This is a genomic window from Blautia intestinalis (genome assembly GCF_014297355.1).
GTDB classification, from domain to species: domain Bacteria; phylum Bacillota; class Clostridia; order Lachnospirales; family Lachnospiraceae; genus Blautia_A; species Blautia_A intestinalis.
Genome location: NZ_JACOQE010000001.1, coordinates 191,664 through 213,543 on the forward strand (window position 1 = coordinate 191,664; position 21,880 = coordinate 213,543).

Genomic DNA, 21,880 nt, shown 5'->3' on the forward strand with positions numbered 1-21,880 from the left:
GTGTAAATTTGACAGGTGGGAGTGAGCATATGAACCAGGAAATCACCAGACAGATCCGGGTCTACGGGATCGTACAGGGGGTAGGATTCCGACCGACTGTCAGCCGTCATGCAATGTCATGGGGCGTTCGGGGAAATGTCAGTAACAAAGGGCCTTATGTGGAAATCTATGCGCAGGGATCAGAAGAAAAAGTAAAAGGATTTATCTCAGATATTCAGAATCATCCACCGCGGAGGGCGGCAATCCTGAAGATAAATGTGGAAAACGTAGAAGAGTCTGAGACTTATACACAGTTTGACATTATCGAGAGTGAAAAAACAAAAGGAGAAATTTTTGTTTCACCGGACATTGCAATCTGTGAAGAATGTAAAGAAGAAATGTTTGACCCGAAAAACAGGAGATACCTGCATCCGTTTATCAACTGTACCTGCTGCGGACCGCGTCTTACTATTCTGGATGCGCTTCCTTATGACCGGGAACGGACAAGTATGAAAGAGTTTCCGATGTGTCCGGAATGTGCCGGTGAATACCATGATCCGGAGACTAGAAGGTACGATGCACAGCCGGTATGCTGCAACGACTGTGGACCGGAGGTCTATCTGATCGGACGAAGTGAGCGGGGCAGGGATGCGATCACGTTTGCAAGAAAGACAATCGCAGATGGAGGAATCGTTGCAATTAAAGGAATCGGAGGCTTTCATCTTTGCTGTGATGCGTCAAATGAAACAGCAGTCATTCGCCTGCGACAGCTCAAACGCAGACCGATGAAGCCTTTTGCTGTGATGGCCAAAGATATGGAAATAGTAAAAAAAGAATGTGAAGTATCTGAAGAACAGGGGAAGATTCTCGATGGACATCAGAAGCCGATTATGCTCCTTGATAAAAAGAAAAATGCTCAAATCCTTTGTCCGTCGGTAGCTCCGGGCAATCCGAAGGTGGGAGTAATGCTCCCATATGCACCGGTACAATTATTGATTTTTACATATGATGACGGAATCGAAATGCCGGAATTTCTGGTGATGACAAGTGGCAATACTTCCGGTGCACCAATCTGCCGGGATGACCATGAGGCAGAGACAGAATTGTCCGGATTCTGCGACTGTATGCTGTCACATGACCGTAAGATACGCATTCGCGCAGACGATTCAGTGATGGATTTTTACGAGGATAAACCATACATGATCCGCCGTTCCAGAGGATATGCACCGCTGCCGTTTATGGTATCCACACCATACCGGGGACAGGTGCTTGCCATTGGCGGAGAACTCAAGAATTCTTTTTGCATCGGTGTGGATAACCGTTTTTATCCATCTCCATATGTGGGAGATCTGGAAGATCTGCGTACAGTGAAAGCACTTCAGGAAACGGTCGGTCGACTGGAAACACTTCTGGAGGTCGAGCCGGAAATCGTATGCTGTGATATGCATCCGAAATATAATTCGGTAATGGTTGCCGAAGAACTGGGATTACCGGTGGTGAAGGTTCAGCATCATTATGCACATATTCTTTCCTGTATGGCAGAAAATGACTGTGCGGAGCAGGTGATCGGAGTTTCTTTTGACGGTACCGGATATGGAACAGACGGAACCATCTGGGGAGGTGAAATCCTTCTGGCAGATCTGCATGGATTTGAAAGAACCGGGAGTGTGATGCCGTTTTTGCAGATCGGCGGCGATGCATCTTCGAAAGAGGGATGGAGGATTGCAGTTTCACTGGTCTACGGAATAACAGGAGACAGAGAAAAGGCTGCTGAAATAATAGAAAAGTTAGCTCTTTGTACGAAGCAGGAAGCAAACGTGCAGTTTACCATGGCAGACCGTAAGATCAATGCTGTGATGTCAACAAGTGCCGGGCGGTTGTTTGACGGCGTGAGTGCGATACTTGGAATCTGCAGCAAATCTACATTCGAAGGCGAGGCTTCCATGGCACTGGAATTTGCCGCGGAAGGGTATAAGGAAACATTACCTGAAAAGAGTAAGCAACGAATTTTGGAAAGTGACAGGTTACTGCTCAATACAGAATCCTTAATAAAAGAAATCATGAATCGTCGTTTAAATGGTGAAGATTCAGGCAGACTGGCATACTTTTTCCATCAGGAACTTGCTTATCAGATCATCGATGCCTGTGTACAGATCAGGCAGCAGAATGGATGCAATAAAGTGGCATTGAGCGGCGGCGTTTTTCAGAACCGGCTGCTTCTGGAGCTGACAGATCATGGACTTAAAGATCAGGGATTTGAGGTGCTGAAACATCAGCTTGTGCCGCCAAATGACGGCGGAATCGCACTCGGACAGGCGGTGTATGCGATGGAATATTTGGAGAAAAATAAAGGGAGGCTTTAACATGTGTGTTGGATTATCAGCAAAAGTTGTAAAAATAAGTGACGGAACAGCAGTAATAGATGCCGGAGGTGCCAAAAGAGAGGTTTCTGCACAGCTTCTGGAAGATCTGGAACCGGGTGATTATGTAATGGTTCATGCCGGTGTGGCAATCGCAAAGATCACAGACGAAGATGAAGATGAGACCGATCAGCTTATGGAGGAACTGCTGTAATGGAAGAAGAAAAAAAGAAAACAGCGCGAGAGATCATAGAAAATTATGATGGTCCGAAAGTACGGATCATGGAAGTGTGCGGGACACATACACATGAAATTTTCCGCCTTGGAATCCGTAAACTTCTGCCACCGCAGGTCGAACTGATCTCAGGACCGGGCTGTCCTGTCTGTGTGACACCGGTCGGATTTATTGACGAAGCAATCTGGCTTGCACTGGAAAAAGGCGTGACAATCTGTACGTTTGGCGATCTGGTGCGTGTACCGGGAACGAAGATGAGCCTTGCAGGAGCAAGAGAAAAAGGAGCAAAGATACGCATCGTATATTCTCCTGCAGATGCAGAAAAATATGCATCAGAACATCCGGAGGAGCAGGTGGTTTTTCTTTCGGTGGGCTTTGAAACGACCACTCCGGCAGAGTGTCTTTCTGTAAAAAAAGCGAAGAAAGACGGGCTTATGAACTATTCACTTTTGATGGCAAACAAGACTATGCCACAGGCATATGAAGCTTTAAAAGGAAGTGCAGATATTTTCCTTTATCCGGGACATGTGAATGCAATAACAGGCACAGAACTCTGTGAAAAGCTGACAGAAGATGGTGTCAGTGGTGTGGTTGCCGGATTTACAGCGAAGGAACTTCTCACCGCGCTGGCGGTTGCACTGGTGAAATTTCAGGAAGGAAAACCGTTTTTTGTAAACTGTTATCCGAGAGTGGTAAAAGCAGAAGGAAGCCGGGAGGCACAGCAGCTTACCGATGAAATGACCGAAGCCTGTGACAGCGAATGGCGAGGATTGGGAGTGATTCCGGGGTCAGGTGTCTGTCTGAAAGAAGATTGGAGTGCATTTGACGCGAGAAAGAAATATGATATTCCACCGATTCAGGGCAAGGCAAATCCGGCCTGTCGATGTGGAGATGTCCTGCAGGGAAAATGTAAACCTTCAGACTGCAAAGTATTCGGCAAGGTCTGTACCCCGCAGCATCCGGTAGGTGCATGTATGGTCTCGAATGAAGGAGCATGTTCGGCATTTTATGCATATGGTGATACCCAATATTAAGAAAAGAGGATAATCCTATGAGCAGTTTAAAAGATAAAACAGTAACGATGGCACATGGTGCCGGCGGTCGTCAGACCTCTGAACTGATCGAGCAGATTTTTGCAGCGCATTTTGCAAATCCGGATCTGACTGCTGATGATGCGGCAGTTCTGACACCGCCGGCTGGCAAAATGGCTGTTTCAACAGATGGATTTATTGTTTCACCGGCATTCTTTCCAGGCGGAAATATCGGTAAACTCTCTATCTGTGGAACGGTAAATGACCTTGCATGTATGGGAGCAAAACCATTGTATCTGACCTGCGCGTTTGTCATTGAAGAGGGATTTCCGATGGAAAAACTGGAAGAAATCGCGGCTGCAATGGAAAAAACGGCAGCAGAAGCAGGCGTACATATTGTATCCGGTGATACGAAGGTGGCCGGTAAAGGACAGGTGGACGGTGTATTTATCACAACGACCGGAATGGGTCAGATCGAAGCTGGTGTAAAAGTAGGTGGAACTCTTGCACAGCCGGGAGATGCGATCATTGTAACCGGTGATGTGGGAAGGCATGGCTGCACGATCCTTCTTGCAAGAGAGGATTTCGGAATTGAAGCAGATGTCACGAGTGACTGTGCACCGCTCTGGAAGACAGTTGAAGCGGTGATGAATACGACACATGATCTGCATGTGATCCGGGATGCGACACGTGGCGGGGTCGGAACTGTTCTTTATGAGATTGCAGGACAGAGCAATGTCGGAATCCGACTGGATGCAGCGTCTGTACCCGTTGCCCCGGGAGTAAAAGGTGTCTGCGGAATGCTCGGATTGGAACCGCTTTATCTTGCCTGCGAAGGCCGAATGGTGATCATGGCACCAAAAGCTGAGGCAGAAAAAATTGTCGAAACACTCCGTCAGTGTCCGTATTCCAAAGACGCTGCAATCATCGGAGAAGTCACCGCGGATCAGCCAGGCAAAGTGGTCATGACCACCGAGATTGGAACGCAGGCACTGCTCCCACAGCCGGGCGGAGAACTGTTGCCGAGAATCTGTTGAGTTAGGGGAAAAAGATATATTTATAGAATATCTGCCCTGAGACAGCAAACAGGCTCCCTGACACACTGCGATTTCTGTTCATTACGTGCGCTTATTTGCTGCCATTCACGCAAACTCGGCTGCGCCTCAAACAGTGCGTTCGGTGGCAGCAGCTAACACGTAATTCACGACGAAATCTCCGTTTACCGTCAGGAGAATCCTGTTTTTCTGTTCAGGGCGCTATATCGTGAAATATATGTTTGCGGCAGATAAAAATCTATCAACAGCAGCAGAACTGTCAGTTCAAGTATTCTCTCGTGACTGTTCAGTACTCGCATAGTTGTGGGGCAAAATACCTGCTGAATTGTTATATTCTATCAAATTTAAACAGACTTCGAAACGCCCGGACAGGACAGTTTGACTGACGGCAAACGGAAATTTTGTCGAGAGGACCGTGCCAGCTGCTGTCACCGAGCACACTGTCTGAGGCGCAGCCGAGTTTGTGCGAATGACAGCAAACAGGCGCACGGGACGAACAGAAATTGCAGTGTGTCAGGAAGACTGTCCTGTCCGGGCGTGAAGACATACAAGATATAAATTTTAAGGAGAGATAACATATGGATACACGAGTAGCAGTAATCTCCATTATCGTAGAGAACAGTGATTCCATCGAAACCCTCAACCAGCTTCTTTATGATGCCCGAGATCACATCATTGGCCGCATGGGCATCCCGTACCGCGAAAAAGGAATCAGCATCATCAGCATCGCCATTGATGCCTCACAGGATATCATCAGTGCCCTTTCCGGAAAAATCGGCCGTTTGAAAGGCGTATCCACCAAGACCGCATATTCCAATGTGATCACACATACGGAGGAAAAACATGATTAAAATTGCAGTATACGGAAAAGGCGGAATCGGTAAATCTACCACCGTTTCCAACGTGGCAGCAGCCCTTGCCGAAAAGGGCATGACTGTGATGCAGATCGGCTGCGATCCGAAGGCGGATTCTACGATTCAGCTGCGTCATGGCAGAGAAATGCACACAGTACTTGATCTGTATAATGAAAAAAAACAGAATTTAAAATTAGAAGACATGACTATGATCGGGTATCAGGGTGTGATCTGCGTGGAAGCAGGCGGCCCGACACCGGGACTTGGCTGTGCAGGACGAGGTATCATCACAGCTCTTGAGAAGCTGAAAGAAACAGGAGCATACGAGATCTATCAACCGGACATTGTTCTCTATGATGTTCTTGGTGATGTCGTCTGCGGTGGTTTTTCCATGCCAATGCGAAAAGGTTATGCCGATAAAGTATTTATCATCACTTCCGGAGAAAATATGGCGATCCATGCCGGAGCAAACATCGCCATGGCAGTGCAGAACTTCAAAAACCGCGGCTATGCATCTCTCGGAGGCATCATTCTGAACCGGCGCAATGTCAAACGGGAAGAAGCAAAAGTACAGGAACTGGCAGATGATTTTGAGACAACTGTTGTCGGAAAACTTACCAGAAGCGAACTTGTCACGGATGCGGAAGAACAGGGAAAAACGCTGATGGAATGCTATCCGGACAGTGAGATGGCAGAGGAGTACCGTACACTGACAGAAAATATCCTGAAAATCTGCAGGGAGGATGGGTTATGCTGAAACGAATCGGCGGAGAAATAAATCCGGAGGGTGCAGTCACGACGATCGGTGAGGCTGAACTTCCTGTGCCGTTTCCGCTCGGGCTGGAATTTAATTCACCGGTACATGGCAACTGGAATATCGTACATACCGGGATGCTGATGCCCGAGGCCATACAGATTTATGTCTGTGCGGACAACTGTATGCGCGGGGTGGTGCTCACAGCGGCGGAAATGAACGCGGCAGGCCGTTTTTCTTTTGTAATTGTAGAAGAAGAAAATCTTCTGAACGGAAATCTCGAGGATGTTACGATCGAAGGTGTGACCGATGTTTTAAATAAAACAGAAGAAAAACCAAAAGCGGTATTACTCTTTACAGTCTGTCTCCATCATTTTCTCGGATGTGATCTGGACAGGGTATACGAAGAACTGGAAAACCGTTTTCCGGAAATTGTTTTTGTACGTTGTTTTATGGATCCGATCATGCAGAAACATGGGCTGACACCGGACCAGAAACTGCGAAAAGCATTATATGATCCGGTGGAAAAAAAGTCACCGGATGAAAAAGTCGTCACCCTTGTCGGAAGCGATTTTGCACTGGATGAAACCTGCGATATTAAACGTCTGCTGAGATCCGGCGGATATACATTAAAAGAGCTTACGGCCTGTACAAACTGGGAAGAGTATCAGGAACTTGGCAGTGGAAAAATGTTGATTTCCTGCTATCCTCCGGCAAAATACGGTGCAGAGATGCTGGCAGGACGATTACAGCGTACACATCTGTATCTGCCGGGAAGTTTTGATTATGAAGAAATTAAAGAAGAGATCCGGACATTTGCAGAGACAGTGAAAAACTCAGTCGGAAATGCAGAAAAAAATGATAAAGGAGAGAGCTCACGGAATACAGAAAGCTGTATGAGTTCCGAAAATATTGAAGCATTTTTTCAACGGGAGATTGTTCTTTGTGAAGATGCTCTTAAACATGCAAAATCTATCATCGGCAACACCCCGGTTGCTCTGGATTATCTGTATCATCCGAGACCGCTCGGACTGGCAAAACTGCTTCTTACACATGATTTTAACGTAACTACAATCTATCTCGACAGTATCAGCGCGGAGGAAAAAGAAGCTTTTGACTGGCTGAAGACGTACTGTCCGAACCTTGAGTTACGCGCTACGATCCATCCGAAGATGCGTGTTATTCCGAGAGAAACTGAGGGAAAAATCCTCGCCATCGGACAGAAAGCAGCGTGGTTTACGGGAAGTAAAAACTTCGTTAATATGGTGCAGGGCGGTGGTCTCTGGGGATTTGACGGAATCCGCAGGACAGCGGAAATGATGACAGAAGCATTTCTTGAAGAAAAAGATACGGAAGATCTGGTTGTACGTAAAGGATGGGGGTGCGAAAGCTGTATATGAGACAGTCATATCGAATCATACCGGTTTATACAGCGGACGTTTCTGGAGTGTGTTCCGCACTCTACGAGCTTGGCGGCATGGTAGTCATGCACGATCCGTCCGGCTGTAATTCTACTTACAATACTCACGATGAGATCCGCTGGTACGAACAGGACAGCCTGATCTACATTTCCGGACTGACCGAGATTGACGCCGTGATGGGAAATGATGCAAAGTTTATCAGGGATATTGAGGAGACTGCACGGGAATTACAACCGAAATTTATTGCACTTGCCGGTTCGCCGATTCCATTTATGAATGGGACAGATTTTCCGGCAATTGCACAGGTAATTGAGACAGAAACAGGAATCCCGGCATTTGCAATCCCGACAAATGGGATGCATGATTATACGTACGGTGCCGGGCTTGCGCTGGCAAAGATAGCAGAACGCTTTGTGCAACCAAGTGGCGCAGCAAAAGTAACAGGTGCAACAAGAACTGACATCTCTGATGTAACATCAACAGGCAGATCTTCCCATACACTCAATCTTCTCGGAGTTACTCCTCTTGACTTCGGCCCGCAGCAAAACGCAGACTGCATGAAACAAATTCTCGCAAAGCACGGATGGCAGGTAACATCAATCTGGGCAATGGGAGATTCGCTGGAAAATTTAAGTCATGCGGCAGAAGCAGAAGTTAATCTTGTCGTATCATCTGTGGGACTGGAGACTGCAAAAATACTAAAAGAAAAATTCGGTACACCATATGTTATCGGCACACCGGTTGGTGATTTTACAGAAGATCTTGTAATGGCGCTGGAACAGGTGACGAACAATACAAATAAAAAGAAAAAATCATCTGAGGAAGAATCCACATCAGGCGGTCAGGATGAACCGGAAATTCCATATCTTCGGAATCGCCTGTCAACTTCGCCGGAAATTACACTTATCGGTGAAGCTGTGACAATGGGATCACTGGCAGCTGCAATTGAGAAAAAATATGAAAAAGCGGTTCGCGTACTTTGCCCGCTGGAGACAAACGCAGGACTTCTTGCACCAGCTGACCATATCACAAAAGGCGAGGAAGAAGCGGAAAACTATCTGAAGGATGCAAAAATCATCGTCGCCGATCCACTGTATCGGCCAATCTGCCCTTCTCATAGCCAATTCTATGATCTGCCACATATCGCATTTTCCGGAAGGATTTACCTGAAGAGATATAAAGATATCTTGACGAATACAACATATTTGTTGTAAAATGAGCTAAAGAAACTATAGAAGGGACTACAGAATGAAAGTACATAGTTATTTTTCAGAGACTGGAAGAGATTTAATTATGGAATATATAGATTCCCTTACAGAAGATGAAAGAATTGATGCACTATCCGTTCTGGAATGTATAGAAAAAGATGAATTTGAAGAAATATTTTTTAAGCGCTGGGAAAAGAAAATATATGAAGTCTATTTCAGAAAACATAATCGTATATTTTATGTGACAGTGGACAAAGAAAATATTTATTTACTGCATGCGTGTCGAAAACAGAAAAACCAGACAGAAAAAAGGATAAAAATATTATAAAAAAGCGTGCTAAGGAATTAGGAAGATTATTAAATAAAAAGATTATCTGAGGAGAAAAGAAGATGGCATTTAAAGAAATAAATGTTAGCAGAGAAATTGAACAAAGATGTACTGATTCTCCTGAATTTAAAAAGACATGGGAAGAAAGCAGAGCAGAATATAAGCTGATCGGAGAGATGATCAGTTTACGGAAACAGGAAGGAATAACTCAGAGTCAGCTGGCTGTAATAACAGGTAACAAACAGCAGGTGATATCAAGAATTGAACAGCGCGAACATGTTCCTTCATTAAAATTATTTAGTAATATTCTGGATGCGCTTGGTTATGAAATAAAAATAGTTAAAAAACAGACACCATAAAGCAGGTAGCAACAGCGCCTGCAGCAGGCGATGCAATTTCAGAGAGGAAAACTGATATAAAAAAGAGGAATTGGAACGTGGTGCAGAACTGATACAAAAGGTATGTTTTGGCGGAAAGCCACTGAAAACATATAAGTAAAGAAAATTTGCGGATATTCATCAGAACCTGCATTGACTGTGCTGAAGATCAGTGCTAAGATGAGAAAAACGAAAAATGGAGGACTAATCATGAAAACTCTTGAAACAAAAAAGGCTCCGGCAGCAATCGGACCATATTCTCAGGCTAAAGTTGTAGGAAACTTTGTATTTGCATCAGGTCAGATCCCGGTTGATCCGGCAACAGGTGAAGTTGCAGGTGACAAGATCGAGACTCAGGCAGAGCAGTCCTGCAAAAATGTAGGCGCTATCCTCGAAGAAGCAGGCCTTACATTTGACAATGTTGTAAAGACAACATGTTTTCTTGCTGACATGGCTGATTTTGCAGCATTTAATGCTGTTTATGAAAAATACTTCACAAGCAAACCGGCACGTTCCTGTGTTGCAGTAAAACAGCTTCCGAAGAATGTTCTGTGCGAAGTAGAAGCAATCGCAGTTGTTGAATAATTTTCAGACTGTATTTGGTTCAGACTGGATCATGTAATAAAGAGAAGACCATTCCGGAGACGGAGTGGTCTTCTTTTTTGTTGTGTTTTTTTGGCGGGCAGGTATAATAGAACTATCGTAACTGAGAGGGTGCTGAACAGTTACGCTATCAAATTATGCAGGAGGCAGCATGGCTAAGAAGAAATTTTATGCAGTAAGACAGGGCAGAAAGACCGGGATGTTCCTTACCTGGGATGAATGCAAAAAGCAGGTAATGGGGTATCCCGGGGCGATATACAAAAGCTTTGGAACGGAGGCGGAAGCGAAAGAGTATCTGGGAATCGATGCTGAAGCTGCGGCGAGCAGGCAAATAGGTGGCGATTCAGCGGCAAATATGGCAGATTCAGGAGCTTCCGGTGATGTCCGGAACGGAGATTCCGACGCAGTCGAAATTTATGTAGATGGAAGTTACTATGCGGGAACAAAAGAATTTTCCTATGGTATGGTCGTCCTGATCAATGGAAAAGAGGAAAAATTTTCTCAGAAGATGACAGACCCGGAGCTTGCACAGATGCGAAACGTAGCAGGTGAGATCAAAGGAAGCGAAGCTGCGATGCAGTATGCACTGGATCACAAAATTCCTTCTATTATTATATATCATGATTATCAGGGAATCGCGAGCTGGTGCAACGGTGATTGGAAAGCCAACAAACCGGGTACGATCGCGTATCGTGATTTTTATCAAAAGGCAAAAGAAAAGGTACACATTGAATTTTGTAAAGTAAAAGGTCATTCCAACAATAAATATAATGACATGGTAGATGAACTTGCAAAAGAAGCCCTTGGAATCCATTGACAAAAACCTTATAAAAGACTTATACTATCACTGTCTCCGGCATGACCGGAGAACATGTACTTTTTGAGGAGGATATAATCATGAAAAACAACAGCAGTATCAAAACCGTTGTTGCCGTCGGAATTGGCGCAGCACTGTTCTTTGTACTGGGACGTTTTGTCGCAATACCGAGCCCGGTACCGAACACAAACATCAGCCTTCAGTATGCAGTACTTGCACTTCTGGCTGCAATGTACGGACCGGTAGCAGGCGGTCTGATCGGCTTCATCGGTCATGCACTGATCGACCTGTCATGGGGCGGAAGCCCGTGGTGGAGCTGGGTAATCACTTCCGCATTTGTTGGTGTGGTTATCGGCCTGTTTGCAAAGAAACTGAACGTTCAGGAAGGCGAATTCGGTAAAGGTAAAGTTGCTGTATTCGTAGTTTCCAACGTGATCGCACATGTGATCGGATGGGTAGTTGTAGCTCCGGTACTTGACATCCTTATTTATGCAGAGCCTGCAAACAAGGTATTTGCTCAGGGTGTATTTGCCGCAGTTTCCAACACAGTTACAGGTGTGATTGTAGGCGGACTTCTGATTCTGGCATACACAAAGACCATTGCAAAGAAAGGTTCCCTTGATCAGGAATAAGATATGATGACAAAGCCTTCTCATCTAGCTTTTATGGCTTGTGAAAAGGCTTTTTCTATGCTGTTGTTTTTGGATTATTTTATTGTAATAATATAATTTTGAGGTGTTTAAATGACTGAAAAAAAATCCCCTGTTATTTCATTCAAAGATTTTTCATTCCAGTACCGGGCGCAGAAGAAGCCTACACTGACAGGAATCAATCTGGATATTTATCCGGGTGAAAAGGTGCTGATCGCAGGACCTTCCGGCAGTGGTAAGAGTACACTGGCAGGATGCATTAATGGTTTGAATCCTTTTTCCAATCCGGGAGAATGCAAAGGTACGCTGACCGTGGATGGTGTGAATGCACCGCACAGCAGTATTTTTGAGCTGTCTGCCCACGTGGGAACTGTTTTGCAGGATCCGGACGGACAGTTTATCGGACTGACAGTAGGTGAAGACATTGCTTTCGCTCTGGAAAACAGCTGTACGCCTCAGGATGAAATGCATGCGATCACCCGTCATGCCGCAGAGCTTGTCGGAATCGAAAACCATCTGGATTATGCACCGCACGAGCTGTCCGGCGGACAAAAACAGAGAGTCAGCCTTGCGGGTGTTATGGTCGATCAGGTCAAAATCCTTCTGTTTGATGAGCCACTGGCAAACCTTGATCCGGCAACCGGCAAGCAGGCGATCGAGCTGATCGATGAAATTCAGAAAAAAACAGACACGACGGTTCTGATCATTGAACATCGCCTTGAGGACGTGCTCTGGCGTAATGTGGACCGTATCGTACTGGTCAATGACGGAACGATTCTTGCGGATCTGACACCGGATGAACTTCTTTCTACAAGTCTGCTCAGTGACAACGGTATCCGCGAGCCGCTTTATGTGACTGCAATGCGTTATGCGGGAATTGACATTACGAAAGAAAAGAAACCGGCGCATGTGGATTCTGTTGTGCTGAATGAGGGAGATCGTAAGAAGCTGAGAGAATGGTTTGAGGCACAGCCGCTTCCGGAGGATGCAGGGGAGCGCGAAAAACTTCTGGAAGTGAAACATTTAAGTTTTGGATATACGAAGGGACAGCAGACGCTTCGAAACGTCAGTCTGTCGATTGACAAGGGCGAGATGGTCAGTATTGTGGGGCGAAACGGTGCCGGCAAATCAACATTTTCAAAGCTGATCTGTGGATTTGAAGATCCGGATTCCGGGGAAATTACCTTTCACGGTAAAGATCTTTTGAAAGAAAATATCCGTCACCGTGCAAAATATATCGGATATGTCATGCAGAATCCGAATCAGATGATTTCCAAAACTATGATCTATGATGAGGTGGCGCTGAGTCTTCAAAAGGCTGGGATGCCTGAGGCGGAGGTTCGTCAGAAGGTAGAAGATACACTGAAAATCTGCGGACTTTATCCGTTTCGTAACTGGCCGGTATCGGCGCTTAGTTTTGGACAGAAAAAGCGTGTGACGATCGCAAGTGTGCTGGTGCAGGATCCGGAACTGATCATTCTGGATGAACCGACTGCCGGACAGGATTTCCGTCATTACACAGAAATCATGGAGTTTTTGCGTAAGTTGAATGAACGTGGCGTGACGGTTGTGATGATTACGCATGATATGCATCTGATGCTGGAGTACACACCGCGTGCACTGGTATTCTCAGATGGACAGCTGATTGCGGATCGCAGAGCTTCGGAAGTTCTGTGTGATCCGGAACTGATCGAGAGAGCAGCACTGAAAGAAACGAGTTTGTTTACGCTGGCAAATCAGTGTGAGATCACACCGCCGGAAGCATTTGTAGAAAGATTTATCGGAGAAGACAGGGAGGTGCGAAAGCATGGCCGCTAAGACGGTATTGAATTATCTGGATCGCGACAGCATGGTACATAAGATGACAGGAACCACGAAGCTGGCATTTTTCCTGTTGTTCACGTTCGCAAGTATGATCACATACAACATATGGGTGCTGCTTGGGCTGTTCGCAGTAAGTTTTGTGGCATTCAAGCTCAGTAAAATCAAATACAGGGAAGTCCGTTTTATGATGATCTTTATGCTGGTCTTCCTGCTCCTGAATAATTTGTTCATTTTCTTATTTGATCCGAATCAGGGAACGAATCTGTATGGAACAAGACATGTGCTCTGTCATCTTTTCTGGAGATACGATGTGACGGCGGAACAGTTGTTTTATATGTTGAATATTTCACTGAAATATTTTGTGGCACTGCCGGTAGCAATCTTATTTATTTCGGCAACGAATCCGAGTGAATTTGCGGCGAGCCTGAACAGTATCGGAATTTCTTATAAAGTAGGATATTCTGTGGCAATCGCACTTCGTTACATCCCTGATATTCAGAGAGACTATCACAGTATCAGTCAGGCGCAGCAGGCGCGAGGCGTGGAACTCGGCAAGAATGAGCATTTCTTCTCACGACTGAAAAACTCGGTCAATATCCTGCTTCCGCTGATCCTGACGAGCCTGAACCGGATTGACACCATTTCCAATGCCATGGAACTTCGTGGATTCGGAAAGAATAAGAAACGTACCTGGTATACCAGAAGACCATTTGCCACACGGGATTTTGCAGCACTCGGGCTGGGTGTGGTGCTTTTGGTGGTGAGCCTGATGGTAACTATTAAGTTTGGACGATTCTATAATCCTTTTGTATAAAAGAATTATATATCAGATGGGAGTCAATCCTTCCCATCTGATATAGCCTCCGGCAGGATTACAGAGGCATTCTTGAATTTGGAAAATAAGAAAGTTGAAAGGAAAAATGACCAGGAGAAGAGTAAGCTGGGCGGAAGTTCACTAAATTTGTGTGGGGAAATGACCGGGAAATGAGTAAGTTGGCAGGAGACCAACGGAAATTGAGTAAACTGGATGACCATGATATAGGTAAGTTAGGATAGGGTACATAAATCTGGGAAAAATGGATGGTTTGGATTACATTTGCCTAAATGAGAGTCAATACAAGCTTTGAAATTAGATGGTCAAAATTGTCAAAGTTTGTGTTAGAGTCAACCGAACCCATAGAATGAAAGAATAGCGGGAAATCTTCTTCATACGACAGAAGAAGGATCCCGCTATCTTTCTATACAATTCATATTTGATGAACCAAGAATTACTTATGTTTTATGCCCAGAGGGTGCAAGGGGACTGGCGTAAAGTTTCCTTGTAGTTTTCTTGTATTCCAATGCATAATGTCGGATACAAAGGTCGTTCCGTTGACTCTTCCATATATCAGATGTGAAATGGCTCCCACCTCTCGCAACAAGAATGCTTCGGCATTCTTGAATTCAATATAAAACGGGTCTCAGTGAAGCAAATCTGAGAAGAGAAATATCAATATACATTGACGGGTTACAGGGAAGTACCCAGTGCCGCTTTCTTGACCTGTGCCAATGCTTTGGAAACCGCCGGAATAGAAATCACGATCACAGTGATAATTCCCTCAGCAAGCAGATAGCTGTAGTTATATACGATCGGGTAGATCGCAGTCAGTGATTTCGGGAAGTTATCCGGCATGTAGCTCATCCAGTACAGATATCCGCCAAGTGCGTGAAATGCACCTCTTGCGATAACTGCTACAATGTATCCCTTAAGCAGTCCATGGCTCTGTTTTGCAAAAAATCCTGCAACACCAAGTGCGGCGAATGCAAGAATGTAATCACAGCAGACCTGGAAGAAGGAAAGCACATATGGTTCCTGGATAAACTGCAGGATTCCATAAGCAAGTCCGACTGTAATACCAGTTCCAACACCGTACCAGTTAGCAACCAGCACGATGAAGAGCATGCTGCACAGAGTAACACTTCCGCCCCATGGCAGAGTAAAAATCTTCAGATAAGAAGTGACAAAAGCAAGCGCCATTGCTACAGCACAAAATACAAGTTGTCTGGTGGTAAGTTTGTGCTTTTCAGAGTGCTTGCCTGCAAAGCAGATCGCAGCCAGAAACAAAACAATTCCTGCGATGATCGCGATGGCATATCCGGCTGTTGTCAGGCCACCTTCGCTTGTAACCATAAAGTTAAACATAAAATAAGACCTCCCTCGTCTTCGATTGAAAACAAAGGAGATCATGAAATGTCACTGACCGGTTATACTTGCAGTAATCTGGTCCGAATACATTTTTTTGAATCTCATCTAACGCATCCCTACGCTGGCATTATCCAAATCAGGTTATGGGTCGAAGTTGTAAACTTCCTCTCAGCCTGTTGTACAAGCTCCCCTGTTATCAATCCGTATGTAATTAAAAGTATCTGAATAAAAATCCATCAGATAAACTTATTATAAACAAATATATCAGAACCGTCAAGTAATCTGGCAAATCAATCGGATTCGGTGCTGTAAGGTAGAAGATCAGATCATTTAATATTTTTGACTTTAAACTCTAAAAGTGCTTGTGTTTATAGGCTACTATGAGCTATACTATTATGGTATCTGTCCGGGAATCAGGCTGTTGTAGACGACGTGAGCAGCATGTATCCCGGATGTTGTGAGAAATGGAAGAGGGTTTAAAGTATGATCGTTAATTTGATAGAGAAAGTATATAGTTTTCTGTGGGGAGATCTGGTGCAGATTCCACTGCCGGGCGGCAGCACTCTGGGGATTTCGCTTCTGATTATATTACTGATTCCTACAGGAATTTATTTTACGGTTCGGACGCGTTTTCTGCCGATTCGCCTGTTTCCGGATATGGTGCAGGCACTGGTTGAGAAGAAACAAGACAAAAACAGTCTGTCTTCATTTCAGACACTGATCGTTTCGACGGCAACCCGTGTCGGTATGGGAAATCTGGTCGGCGTTGTTGCGGCGATTTCAGCAGGCGGCGCCGGTGCGGTCTTCTGGATGTGGGTGACGGCAATTATCGGTTCGTCGACGGCTTTTATTGAAGCGACGCTGGCACAGCTATACAAAGAAAAAGACCCATTGTACGGTGGTTACCGAGGCGGTCCGGCATATTATATTCATGCATATGTAGAAGAAAAACAGAAGAAAAAGAGAAACAAAGTAGTGATTTCCGTGTTGTTTGCAATCTCCGGTCTGATCTGCTGGTGCGGTATCAGTCAGGTGATCAGCAATTCTGTTGTTTCTTCTTTAAAAAATGCATTTTCAATTCCGCCGATCTATACGACGGTAGTACTTGTTGCTGTGGCTGCTGTGATCGTGCTTCGTAAAGATGCGACAGTTAAGATCCTGGATATGGTAGTGCCGGTTATGGCGGTATGTTATTTTGCAATCACGATTCTGATCATTGTGATGAATATCGGAAGTCTGCCGGGGGTTTTTGCAAGGATCTTCGAGGAAGCGTTTGGACTTCGACAGGCAGCAGCGGGTGGTTTTGGCGCAGTCCTTATGAATGGAATCAAACGTGGACTGTTTTCGAATGAAGCAGGTTCCGGATCTGCTCCGTGTGCGGCAGCAGCGGCAGAATGTGACCAGCCGGTCAAAGCCGGACTGGTACAGGCACTCGGAGTATTTGTGGATACGATCGTGATCTGCAGCTGTACAGCATTTATCATGCTGCTTGCGCCGGAAGATAAAGTTACCGGACTTTCCGGAATGGATCTTCTGCAGACAGCAATGGAACATCATCTTGGCCGTTTTGGTGTGATCTTTATTGCGGCGACGCTGTTTTTGTTCAGTTTTTCGACGTTTCTGGGCATCCTTTTTTATGCGAGAAGCAATGTTGCATATCTTTTCGGAGATAACTTGGCTTCACAGACTGCGTACAAAATACTTGCGCTTGTGATGCTGTTTATCGGTGGTCTTGCGGCTTATACATTTGTGTGGGATCTGGGTGATGTCGGAATCGGACTGATGACGGTCTTTAATATCATCATTCTTTATCCGCAGGGTGAGAAAGCTCTAAAAGAACTGAAAGAATACGAAAAAGCAAAGAAAAAAGAATCCCCCACTCAGTAATGAGTGAGGGGTTTTTGAGGTTAAAATCAATAATAATCAACTGCGGTTACAACTTCGCTTCCGGATGTGAAGTCTGTTGTAACGGAGAAGTTGTTGTAGGAATAAACACCACCTACTTCGTTGCCGTTTGCATCATATGCCGGCTCATATTCAATCGGGGAACCGTATGTATCCATAAAGGAAGTGAAAGAATTTCCAACAGCGGAAGAAGCATCTCCTGAGGATGCGCCTGCGCCGGATGCACTTGAATCAGAACCGGTGTCAGTTCCCGTGGAAGCGTCAGTAGTGGAAGTGCCGTCTGCAGAAGTGGTTCCATCGGATGCAGTTCCATCGGTTGTAGTTCCGTCAGCGGCTGTTGTGCCTGCAGCAGCGCCATCAGCAGAAGCGGCAGGGGTTACGGTCGGGGCCGGTGTAGCTGTAGGAGCCGGTGTGGCTGTAGGAGCCGGTGTAGCGGTGACTTCTGCTTCTGGAGTTATGGTTACAGCCTGGCTGTCAGCAGGATCCTCTGCGGAGAAACCGCAGCCTGCCATAGTGATCGATGCGGCAGCAATTGCTGAAAAGAGCAAAATGTTTCTTTTTTTCATAAGATAATCTCCCTTACTTAAAAATAATGTCTACTTCCATTATGCGTTCTTTTTTCAACTTGTCAATATAATATAGAAAAAGTTTAGAAATAAAACACAAAATGTACATAAGAGGTTATTGTGAACGGAGTGAACAGCAACCGTAAAAGAATCCAGTTGGAACACGATGGAAGACTTGCCGACAACTGCCGGAAATGATATATTAGTAGAGAATGCAGGAGGTGGGGATATGTTTAAAGAAATCGGAGATGAGCGGACGTTTAACGGAATATTGAATCAGATTACAGACAATATTCAGAGCGGGCGTCTGAAAGCGGGAGATGCACTTCCGGCAGAACGAACGATGGCAGAGACGATGGGAGTGTCTCGACCGGCAGTACGTGAGGCGCTCAGGGCGCTGGAGTTACTTGGAATCATCAAACCGGTACCGGGCGGTGGCAATTATATAGCGGATGATCTTGACAGCTGGCTGATCGGGCCGTTATCAATTCTGTTTAAGCTGAATAACAGTTATTTCAGACAGAATCAGCAGCTCCGTGCAGCACTGGAGAGAGAAATGGCAATTCTTGCGGCAAGGAAATGCACACCACTTGACGCTGCGGAACTTCTCAGAATCCTGACACAGATAGATTCTACGGAAGATGAGATTCGTCGGGGTGAGCTGGATAAAGAATTACATACAAAGATTGCGAAGATTGCAGATAATCCGATGATCTACAGTGTGCTTGCAGCAGCGGACCAGCTTACCGATAATATTATTTCAGGAACGCGGGAATATATCATGCGGAAAAACAAGTCGGCCGCTGAAATTGATGAACAGCATCACAGACTTGTGGAAGCTATCATAAATAATGATGACAAGCTGGCAGAGCTTTGCATGTCGGAACACATGGACACAATTGAGAAATGCATAGATGAAATGCAGCAAAATAAATCGCAGGGATATACAGGAGAAAAATAAAATGGATTACGCAAAAGAATCACTGAGATTACACAAAGAATGGAAGGGTAAGATCGAAGTCGTTACACGTGTACCGGCAGAAAACAAAGAAGATCTTTCGCTGGCTTATACACCGGGTGTAGCACAGCCGTGTCTGGAAATCCAGAAAGATATTAATAAATCCTATGAACTTACCAGAAGGTGGAATTTGTGTCTGGTTGTTACAGATGGTTCCGCGATCCTCGGACTCGGCAACATCGGACCGGAAGCCGGAATGCCGGTCATGGAAGGTAAATGCGCACTCTTTAAAGCATTTGGTGATGTTGATGCTTTTCCTCTGTGTATCAAGAGCAATGATGTTGATGAGATCGTTAATACAATCTATCTGATCTCCGGATCTTTTGGAGGTATCAACCTCGAAGATATTTCTGCTCCGAGATGTTTTGAAATCGAAAAGAAACTGAAAGAAAAATGTGACATTCCGGTATTCCATGATGACCAGCACGGAACTGCAATCGTCGTGGCTGCCGGTCTTACTAATGCACTTCGTTATGTACATAAAGAGTTTTCCGAGGCAAAGGTTGTAATCAACGGAGCTGGTTCCGCCGGTATTTCTATCTGTCGTCTGCTTCTTGAACTTGGAATCGGTGATGTGGTTCTTGTTGACCGTAATGGTATTCTTGCACCGGGTGAAGAATGGATGAATCCGGCACAGAAAGAAATGGCAGAGATCACAAACAAAGAGCGTCTGCACGGCGATTTGAAGACTGCCATGAAAGGCAGAGATATTTTTGTCGGTGTATCTGCACCGAATATCGTAACTTCGGAGATGGTAAGCACGATGGCAGATGATGCAATCGTATTTGCAATGGCAAACCCGACACCGGAAATCATGCCGGATGAAGCAAAAAAAGGCGGCGCGAAGGTTGTGGCAACCGGACGTTCTGATTTCCCGAACCAGATCAATAACGTACTGGTATTTCCGGGTGTATTCCGTGGTGCATTTGATGTGCGGGCAAGTGATATCAATGAAGAGATGAAGATTGCCGCATCAAAAGCAATTGCGGCACTGATCAGTGATGAAGAGCTGAGTGCGGACAACATCATTCCGAAGGCTTTTGACAAGCGTGTCGGACCGGCAGTAGCTAAAGCTGTTGCAGAGGCTGCCGGAAGAACGGGTGTTGCACGCATCTGATTTAATAAAGAAGGGACAGACTTTAGAATGAACAACTGGGAAAAAAATATCCGCAGGGTAGTTCCGTATACACCGGGGGAGCAGCCGAATCAGCAGGATATGATCAAATTAAATACAAATGAAAACCCGTATCCACCGGCACCGGGGGTAGCAGAGACGCTTAAAAATATTGAAACAGATGCACTGAGGCTTTATCCGGATCCCGTCGCAAAGGATCTGGTTCATGCAATCGCAGGTGAATATGGTCTTTCAGATGAGCAGGTGTTTGTCGGCGTTGGATCAGACGATGTGCTTGCAATGAGCTTTCTGACATTTTTTAACAGTGAAAAACCAATCCTCTTTCCGGACATTACGTATTCTTTCTATGATGTATGGGCTGATCTGTTTCAGATTCCGTATGAACGGCCGGAACTGGACGAACACTTCCATATAAAGAAAGAAGATTATTTCCGCGAAAACGGCGGCATCATTTTTCCAAATCCGAATGCACCGACCGGTGTGTCCCTGCCGCTTGATGAGATAGAAGAAATTATTTCTCATAATCGGGATGTGATCGTGATCGTAGATGAGGCATATGTAGATTTTGGTACAGAATCAGCACTTTCCCTGATCGATAAATACGAGAATCTGCTGGTCGTTCAGACATTTTCCAAATCAAGATCCATGGCAGGCATGCGTATCGGATTTGCAATGGGAAGTCCGAAACTGATTGCTTACCTGAATGATGTGAAATATTCGTTCAACTCTTATACGATGAACCGCACATCGATTGAAGCAGGTGTGGCGGCAATCAAAGATCAGGCATATTTTCACAAGACCTGTGATAAAATCATAGAGACAAGAGAATGGACAAAGCAGGAGCTGAAAAGACTTGGCTTTTCTTTTGAAGATTCCAAAGCCAACTTCATTTTTGTTTCTCATGCGAACTGTCCTGCCAAACAGCTGTTTCAGGCATTGCGCGAACAGCATATTTATGTACGTTATTTTCCGGGTGGAAGAACAGATAACCACCTGCGCATTACAATCGGAACAAGAAAAGAAATGCAGACTTTCCTTGATTTCGTAAAAGAGTATTTCAAAAAGGAGAATTTATGGAAGTTTTAGTTCATTGGTTTACGGATAACCTGTCACAGCACATTTCAAGGGAGATGGTCATATTTATCATTTCCATGATCCCGATTCTGGAGCTTCGAGGAGGGCTTCTGGCGGCATCACTTCTGAAAGTATCCGCAGCAAAAGCCATTCCGATCTGTATTATTGGAAATATTATCCCGATTCCGTTTATCCTGCTTTTTATCCGTCAGATTTTCAAACTGATGAAAAAAACAAAGATTTTCCGCGGACTGATCGAAAGACTGGAAAAACGTGCCATGGGAAAGAGTGACCAGATCAAACGATATGAATTTCTGGGTTTACTTTTGTTTGTGGGAGTGCCGCTTCCGGGAACCGGTGCATGGACAGGTTCTCTGATCGCATCCCTTCTGGAAGTCGATATCAAGAAGTCATCTGTTGCGATCTTCTGTGGGCTGATCATGGCGACCGTGATCATGTATGTGGTTTCTTATGGAATCGTAGGTAATCTGCTCCACTAAA

General features: G+C 45.2%; 22 protein-coding genes and 1 riboswitch. Of the genes, 20 read left to right on the forward strand and 2 right to left on the reverse strand.

Annotated elements, in window-relative coordinates:
* Positions 1-29: 29 nt before the first annotated feature.
* The 15 genes from hypF to H8Z79_RS00890 all read left to right on the forward strand — a co-directional run bounded on the left by hypF (position 30) and on the right by H8Z79_RS00890 (position 14,310).
* The gene (hypF, locus tag H8Z79_RS00820; RefSeq protein ID WP_118039433.1) at positions 30-2,342 is read left to right on the forward strand and encodes a carbamoyltransferase HypF; all 2,313 of its coding nucleotides are present in this window, start codon (positions 30-32) and stop codon (positions 2,340-2,342) included.
* Between the two features lies 1 nt (position 2,343).
* A complete protein-coding gene (locus tag H8Z79_RS00825; RefSeq protein ID WP_015541884.1) occupies positions 2,344-2,553 on the forward strand; it encodes a HypC/HybG/HupF family hydrogenase formation chaperone in 210 nt (69 codons plus the stop codon).
* Positions 2,553-3,608: a hydrogenase formation protein HypD gene (gene hypD, locus H8Z79_RS00830; RefSeq protein WP_015541885.1), complete on the forward strand. Its 1,056-nt coding sequence runs from the start codon at positions 2,553-2,555 to the stop codon at positions 3,606-3,608. The genes H8Z79_RS00825 and hypD overlap by 1 nt, the downstream gene beginning before the upstream one ends.
* 17 nt (positions 3,609-3,625) lie before the next feature.
* Complete coding sequence (gene hypE / locus H8Z79_RS00835) at positions 3,626-4,642, forward strand: hydrogenase expression/formation protein HypE (protein WP_015541886.1); 1,017 nt, start codon at positions 3,626-3,628, stop codon at positions 4,640-4,642.
* A gap of 596 nt (positions 4,643-5,238) precedes the next feature.
* Positions 5,239-5,511 carry a TM1266 family iron-only hydrogenase system putative regulator gene (locus tag H8Z79_RS00840; protein ID WP_015541887.1) on the forward strand — a complete coding sequence of 91 codons (273 nt, stop codon included), beginning with the start codon at positions 5,239-5,241 and terminating at the stop codon, positions 5,509-5,511.
* Entirely contained in the window at positions 5,504-6,271 is a 768-nt protein-coding gene (locus tag H8Z79_RS00845; RefSeq protein WP_015541888.1) for a nitrogenase iron protein NifH, read from the forward strand. The genes H8Z79_RS00840 and H8Z79_RS00845 overlap by 8 nt, the downstream gene beginning before the upstream one ends.
* On the forward strand, positions 6,265-7,668 hold the full coding sequence (locus tag H8Z79_RS00850) for a nitrogenase component 1 (protein ID WP_015541889.1): 1,404 nt from the start codon (positions 6,265-6,267) through the stop codon (positions 7,666-7,668). Before H8Z79_RS00845 ends, H8Z79_RS00850 begins: the two co-directional genes overlap by 7 nt.
* On the forward strand, positions 7,665-8,903 hold the full coding sequence (locus H8Z79_RS00855) for a nitrogenase component 1 (protein WP_118039338.1): 1,239 nt from the start codon (positions 7,665-7,667) through the stop codon (positions 8,901-8,903). The genes H8Z79_RS00850 and H8Z79_RS00855 overlap by 4 nt, the downstream gene beginning before the upstream one ends.
* A 34-nt stretch (positions 8,904-8,937) precedes the next feature.
* Positions 8,938-9,225, forward strand: a complete 288-nt coding sequence (locus H8Z79_RS00860; protein ID WP_015541891.1) for a type II toxin-antitoxin system RelE/ParE family toxin — start codon at positions 8,938-8,940, stop codon at positions 9,223-9,225.
* A gap of 62 nt (positions 9,226-9,287) precedes the next feature.
* On the forward strand, positions 9,288-9,584 hold the full coding sequence (locus tag H8Z79_RS00865; protein ID WP_015541892.1) for a helix-turn-helix domain-containing protein: 297 nt from the start codon (positions 9,288-9,290) through the stop codon (positions 9,582-9,584).
* Between the two features lie 228 nt (positions 9,585-9,812).
* On the forward strand, positions 9,813-10,187 hold the full coding sequence (locus H8Z79_RS00870; protein ID WP_118039339.1) for a RidA family protein: 375 nt from the start codon (positions 9,813-9,815) through the stop codon (positions 10,185-10,187).
* Positions 10,188-10,356: 169 nt separating this feature from the next.
* Entirely contained in the window at positions 10,357-11,022 is a 666-nt protein-coding gene (locus tag H8Z79_RS00875) for a ribonuclease H1 domain-containing protein (protein WP_118039340.1), read from the forward strand.
* Between the two features lie 80 nt (positions 11,023-11,102).
* Positions 11,103-11,654: an ECF-type riboflavin transporter substrate-binding protein gene (locus tag H8Z79_RS00880; protein WP_015541895.1), complete on the forward strand. Its 552-nt coding sequence runs from the start codon at positions 11,103-11,105 to the stop codon at positions 11,652-11,654.
* A 111-nt stretch (positions 11,655-11,765) separates the two neighbouring features.
* Positions 11,766-13,490: an ABC transporter ATP-binding protein gene (locus tag H8Z79_RS00885; RefSeq protein WP_118039342.1), complete on the forward strand. Its 1,725-nt coding sequence runs from the start codon at positions 11,766-11,768 to the stop codon at positions 13,488-13,490.
* Positions 13,480-14,310, forward strand: coding sequence for an energy-coupling factor transporter transmembrane component T family protein (locus H8Z79_RS00890; protein WP_015541897.1), 831 nt, complete (start codon positions 13,480-13,482; stop codon positions 14,308-14,310). The genes H8Z79_RS00885 and H8Z79_RS00890 overlap by 11 nt, the downstream gene beginning before the upstream one ends.
* A gap of 693 nt (positions 14,311-15,003) precedes the next feature.
* On the opposite strand, the gene H8Z79_RS00895 is transcribed toward H8Z79_RS00890, so the two are convergent.
* Positions 15,004-15,678, reverse strand: coding sequence for an energy-coupled thiamine transporter ThiT (locus tag H8Z79_RS00895; protein WP_015541898.1), 675 nt, complete (start codon positions 15,676-15,678; stop codon positions 15,004-15,006).
* A 96-nt stretch (positions 15,679-15,774) separates the two neighbouring features.
* A riboswitch (TPP riboswitch) is annotated at positions 15,775-15,883 on the reverse strand.
* 281 nt (positions 15,884-16,164) lie between these two features.
* Here H8Z79_RS00895 and H8Z79_RS00900 point away from each other — a divergent pair.
* On the forward strand, positions 16,165-17,568 hold the full coding sequence (locus H8Z79_RS00900; protein WP_118039343.1) for an alanine/glycine:cation symporter family protein: 1,404 nt from the start codon (positions 16,165-16,167) through the stop codon (positions 17,566-17,568).
* Between the two features lie 26 nt (positions 17,569-17,594).
* Here the strand turns inward: H8Z79_RS00900 and H8Z79_RS00905 are convergent, their stop codons facing one another.
* Positions 17,595-18,152, reverse strand: coding sequence for a hypothetical protein (locus tag H8Z79_RS00905; protein ID WP_118039344.1), 558 nt, complete (start codon positions 18,150-18,152; stop codon positions 17,595-17,597).
* Positions 18,153-18,381: 229 nt separating this feature from the next.
* Here H8Z79_RS00905 and H8Z79_RS00910 point away from each other — a divergent pair, with 229 nt between their 5' ends.
* From H8Z79_RS00910 to H8Z79_RS00925, 4 genes are read left to right on the forward strand one after another with little or no spacing between them, the layout of a single operon-like run.
* The gene (locus tag H8Z79_RS00910) at positions 18,382-19,113 is read left to right on the forward strand and encodes a FadR/GntR family transcriptional regulator (RefSeq protein WP_118039345.1); all 732 of its coding nucleotides are present in this window, start codon (positions 18,382-18,384) and stop codon (positions 19,111-19,113) included.
* A gap of 1 nt (position 19,114) precedes the next feature.
* A complete protein-coding gene (locus H8Z79_RS00915) occupies positions 19,115-20,287 on the forward strand; it encodes an NAD(P)-dependent malic enzyme (protein WP_015541902.1) in 1,173 nt (390 codons plus the stop codon).
* A gap of 27 nt (positions 20,288-20,314) precedes the next feature.
* Entirely contained in the window at positions 20,315-21,391 is a 1,077-nt protein-coding gene (gene hisC / locus H8Z79_RS00920) for a histidinol-phosphate transaminase (RefSeq protein WP_118039346.1), read from the forward strand.
* Positions 21,379-21,879 (forward strand): COG2426 family protein, encoded by a 501-nt coding sequence (locus H8Z79_RS00925; protein WP_015541904.1) that lies wholly within the window; start codon positions 21,379-21,381, stop codon positions 21,877-21,879. The genes hisC and H8Z79_RS00925 overlap by 13 nt, the downstream gene beginning before the upstream one ends.
* The last annotated feature ends 1 nt before the right edge of the window (position 21,880 follow it).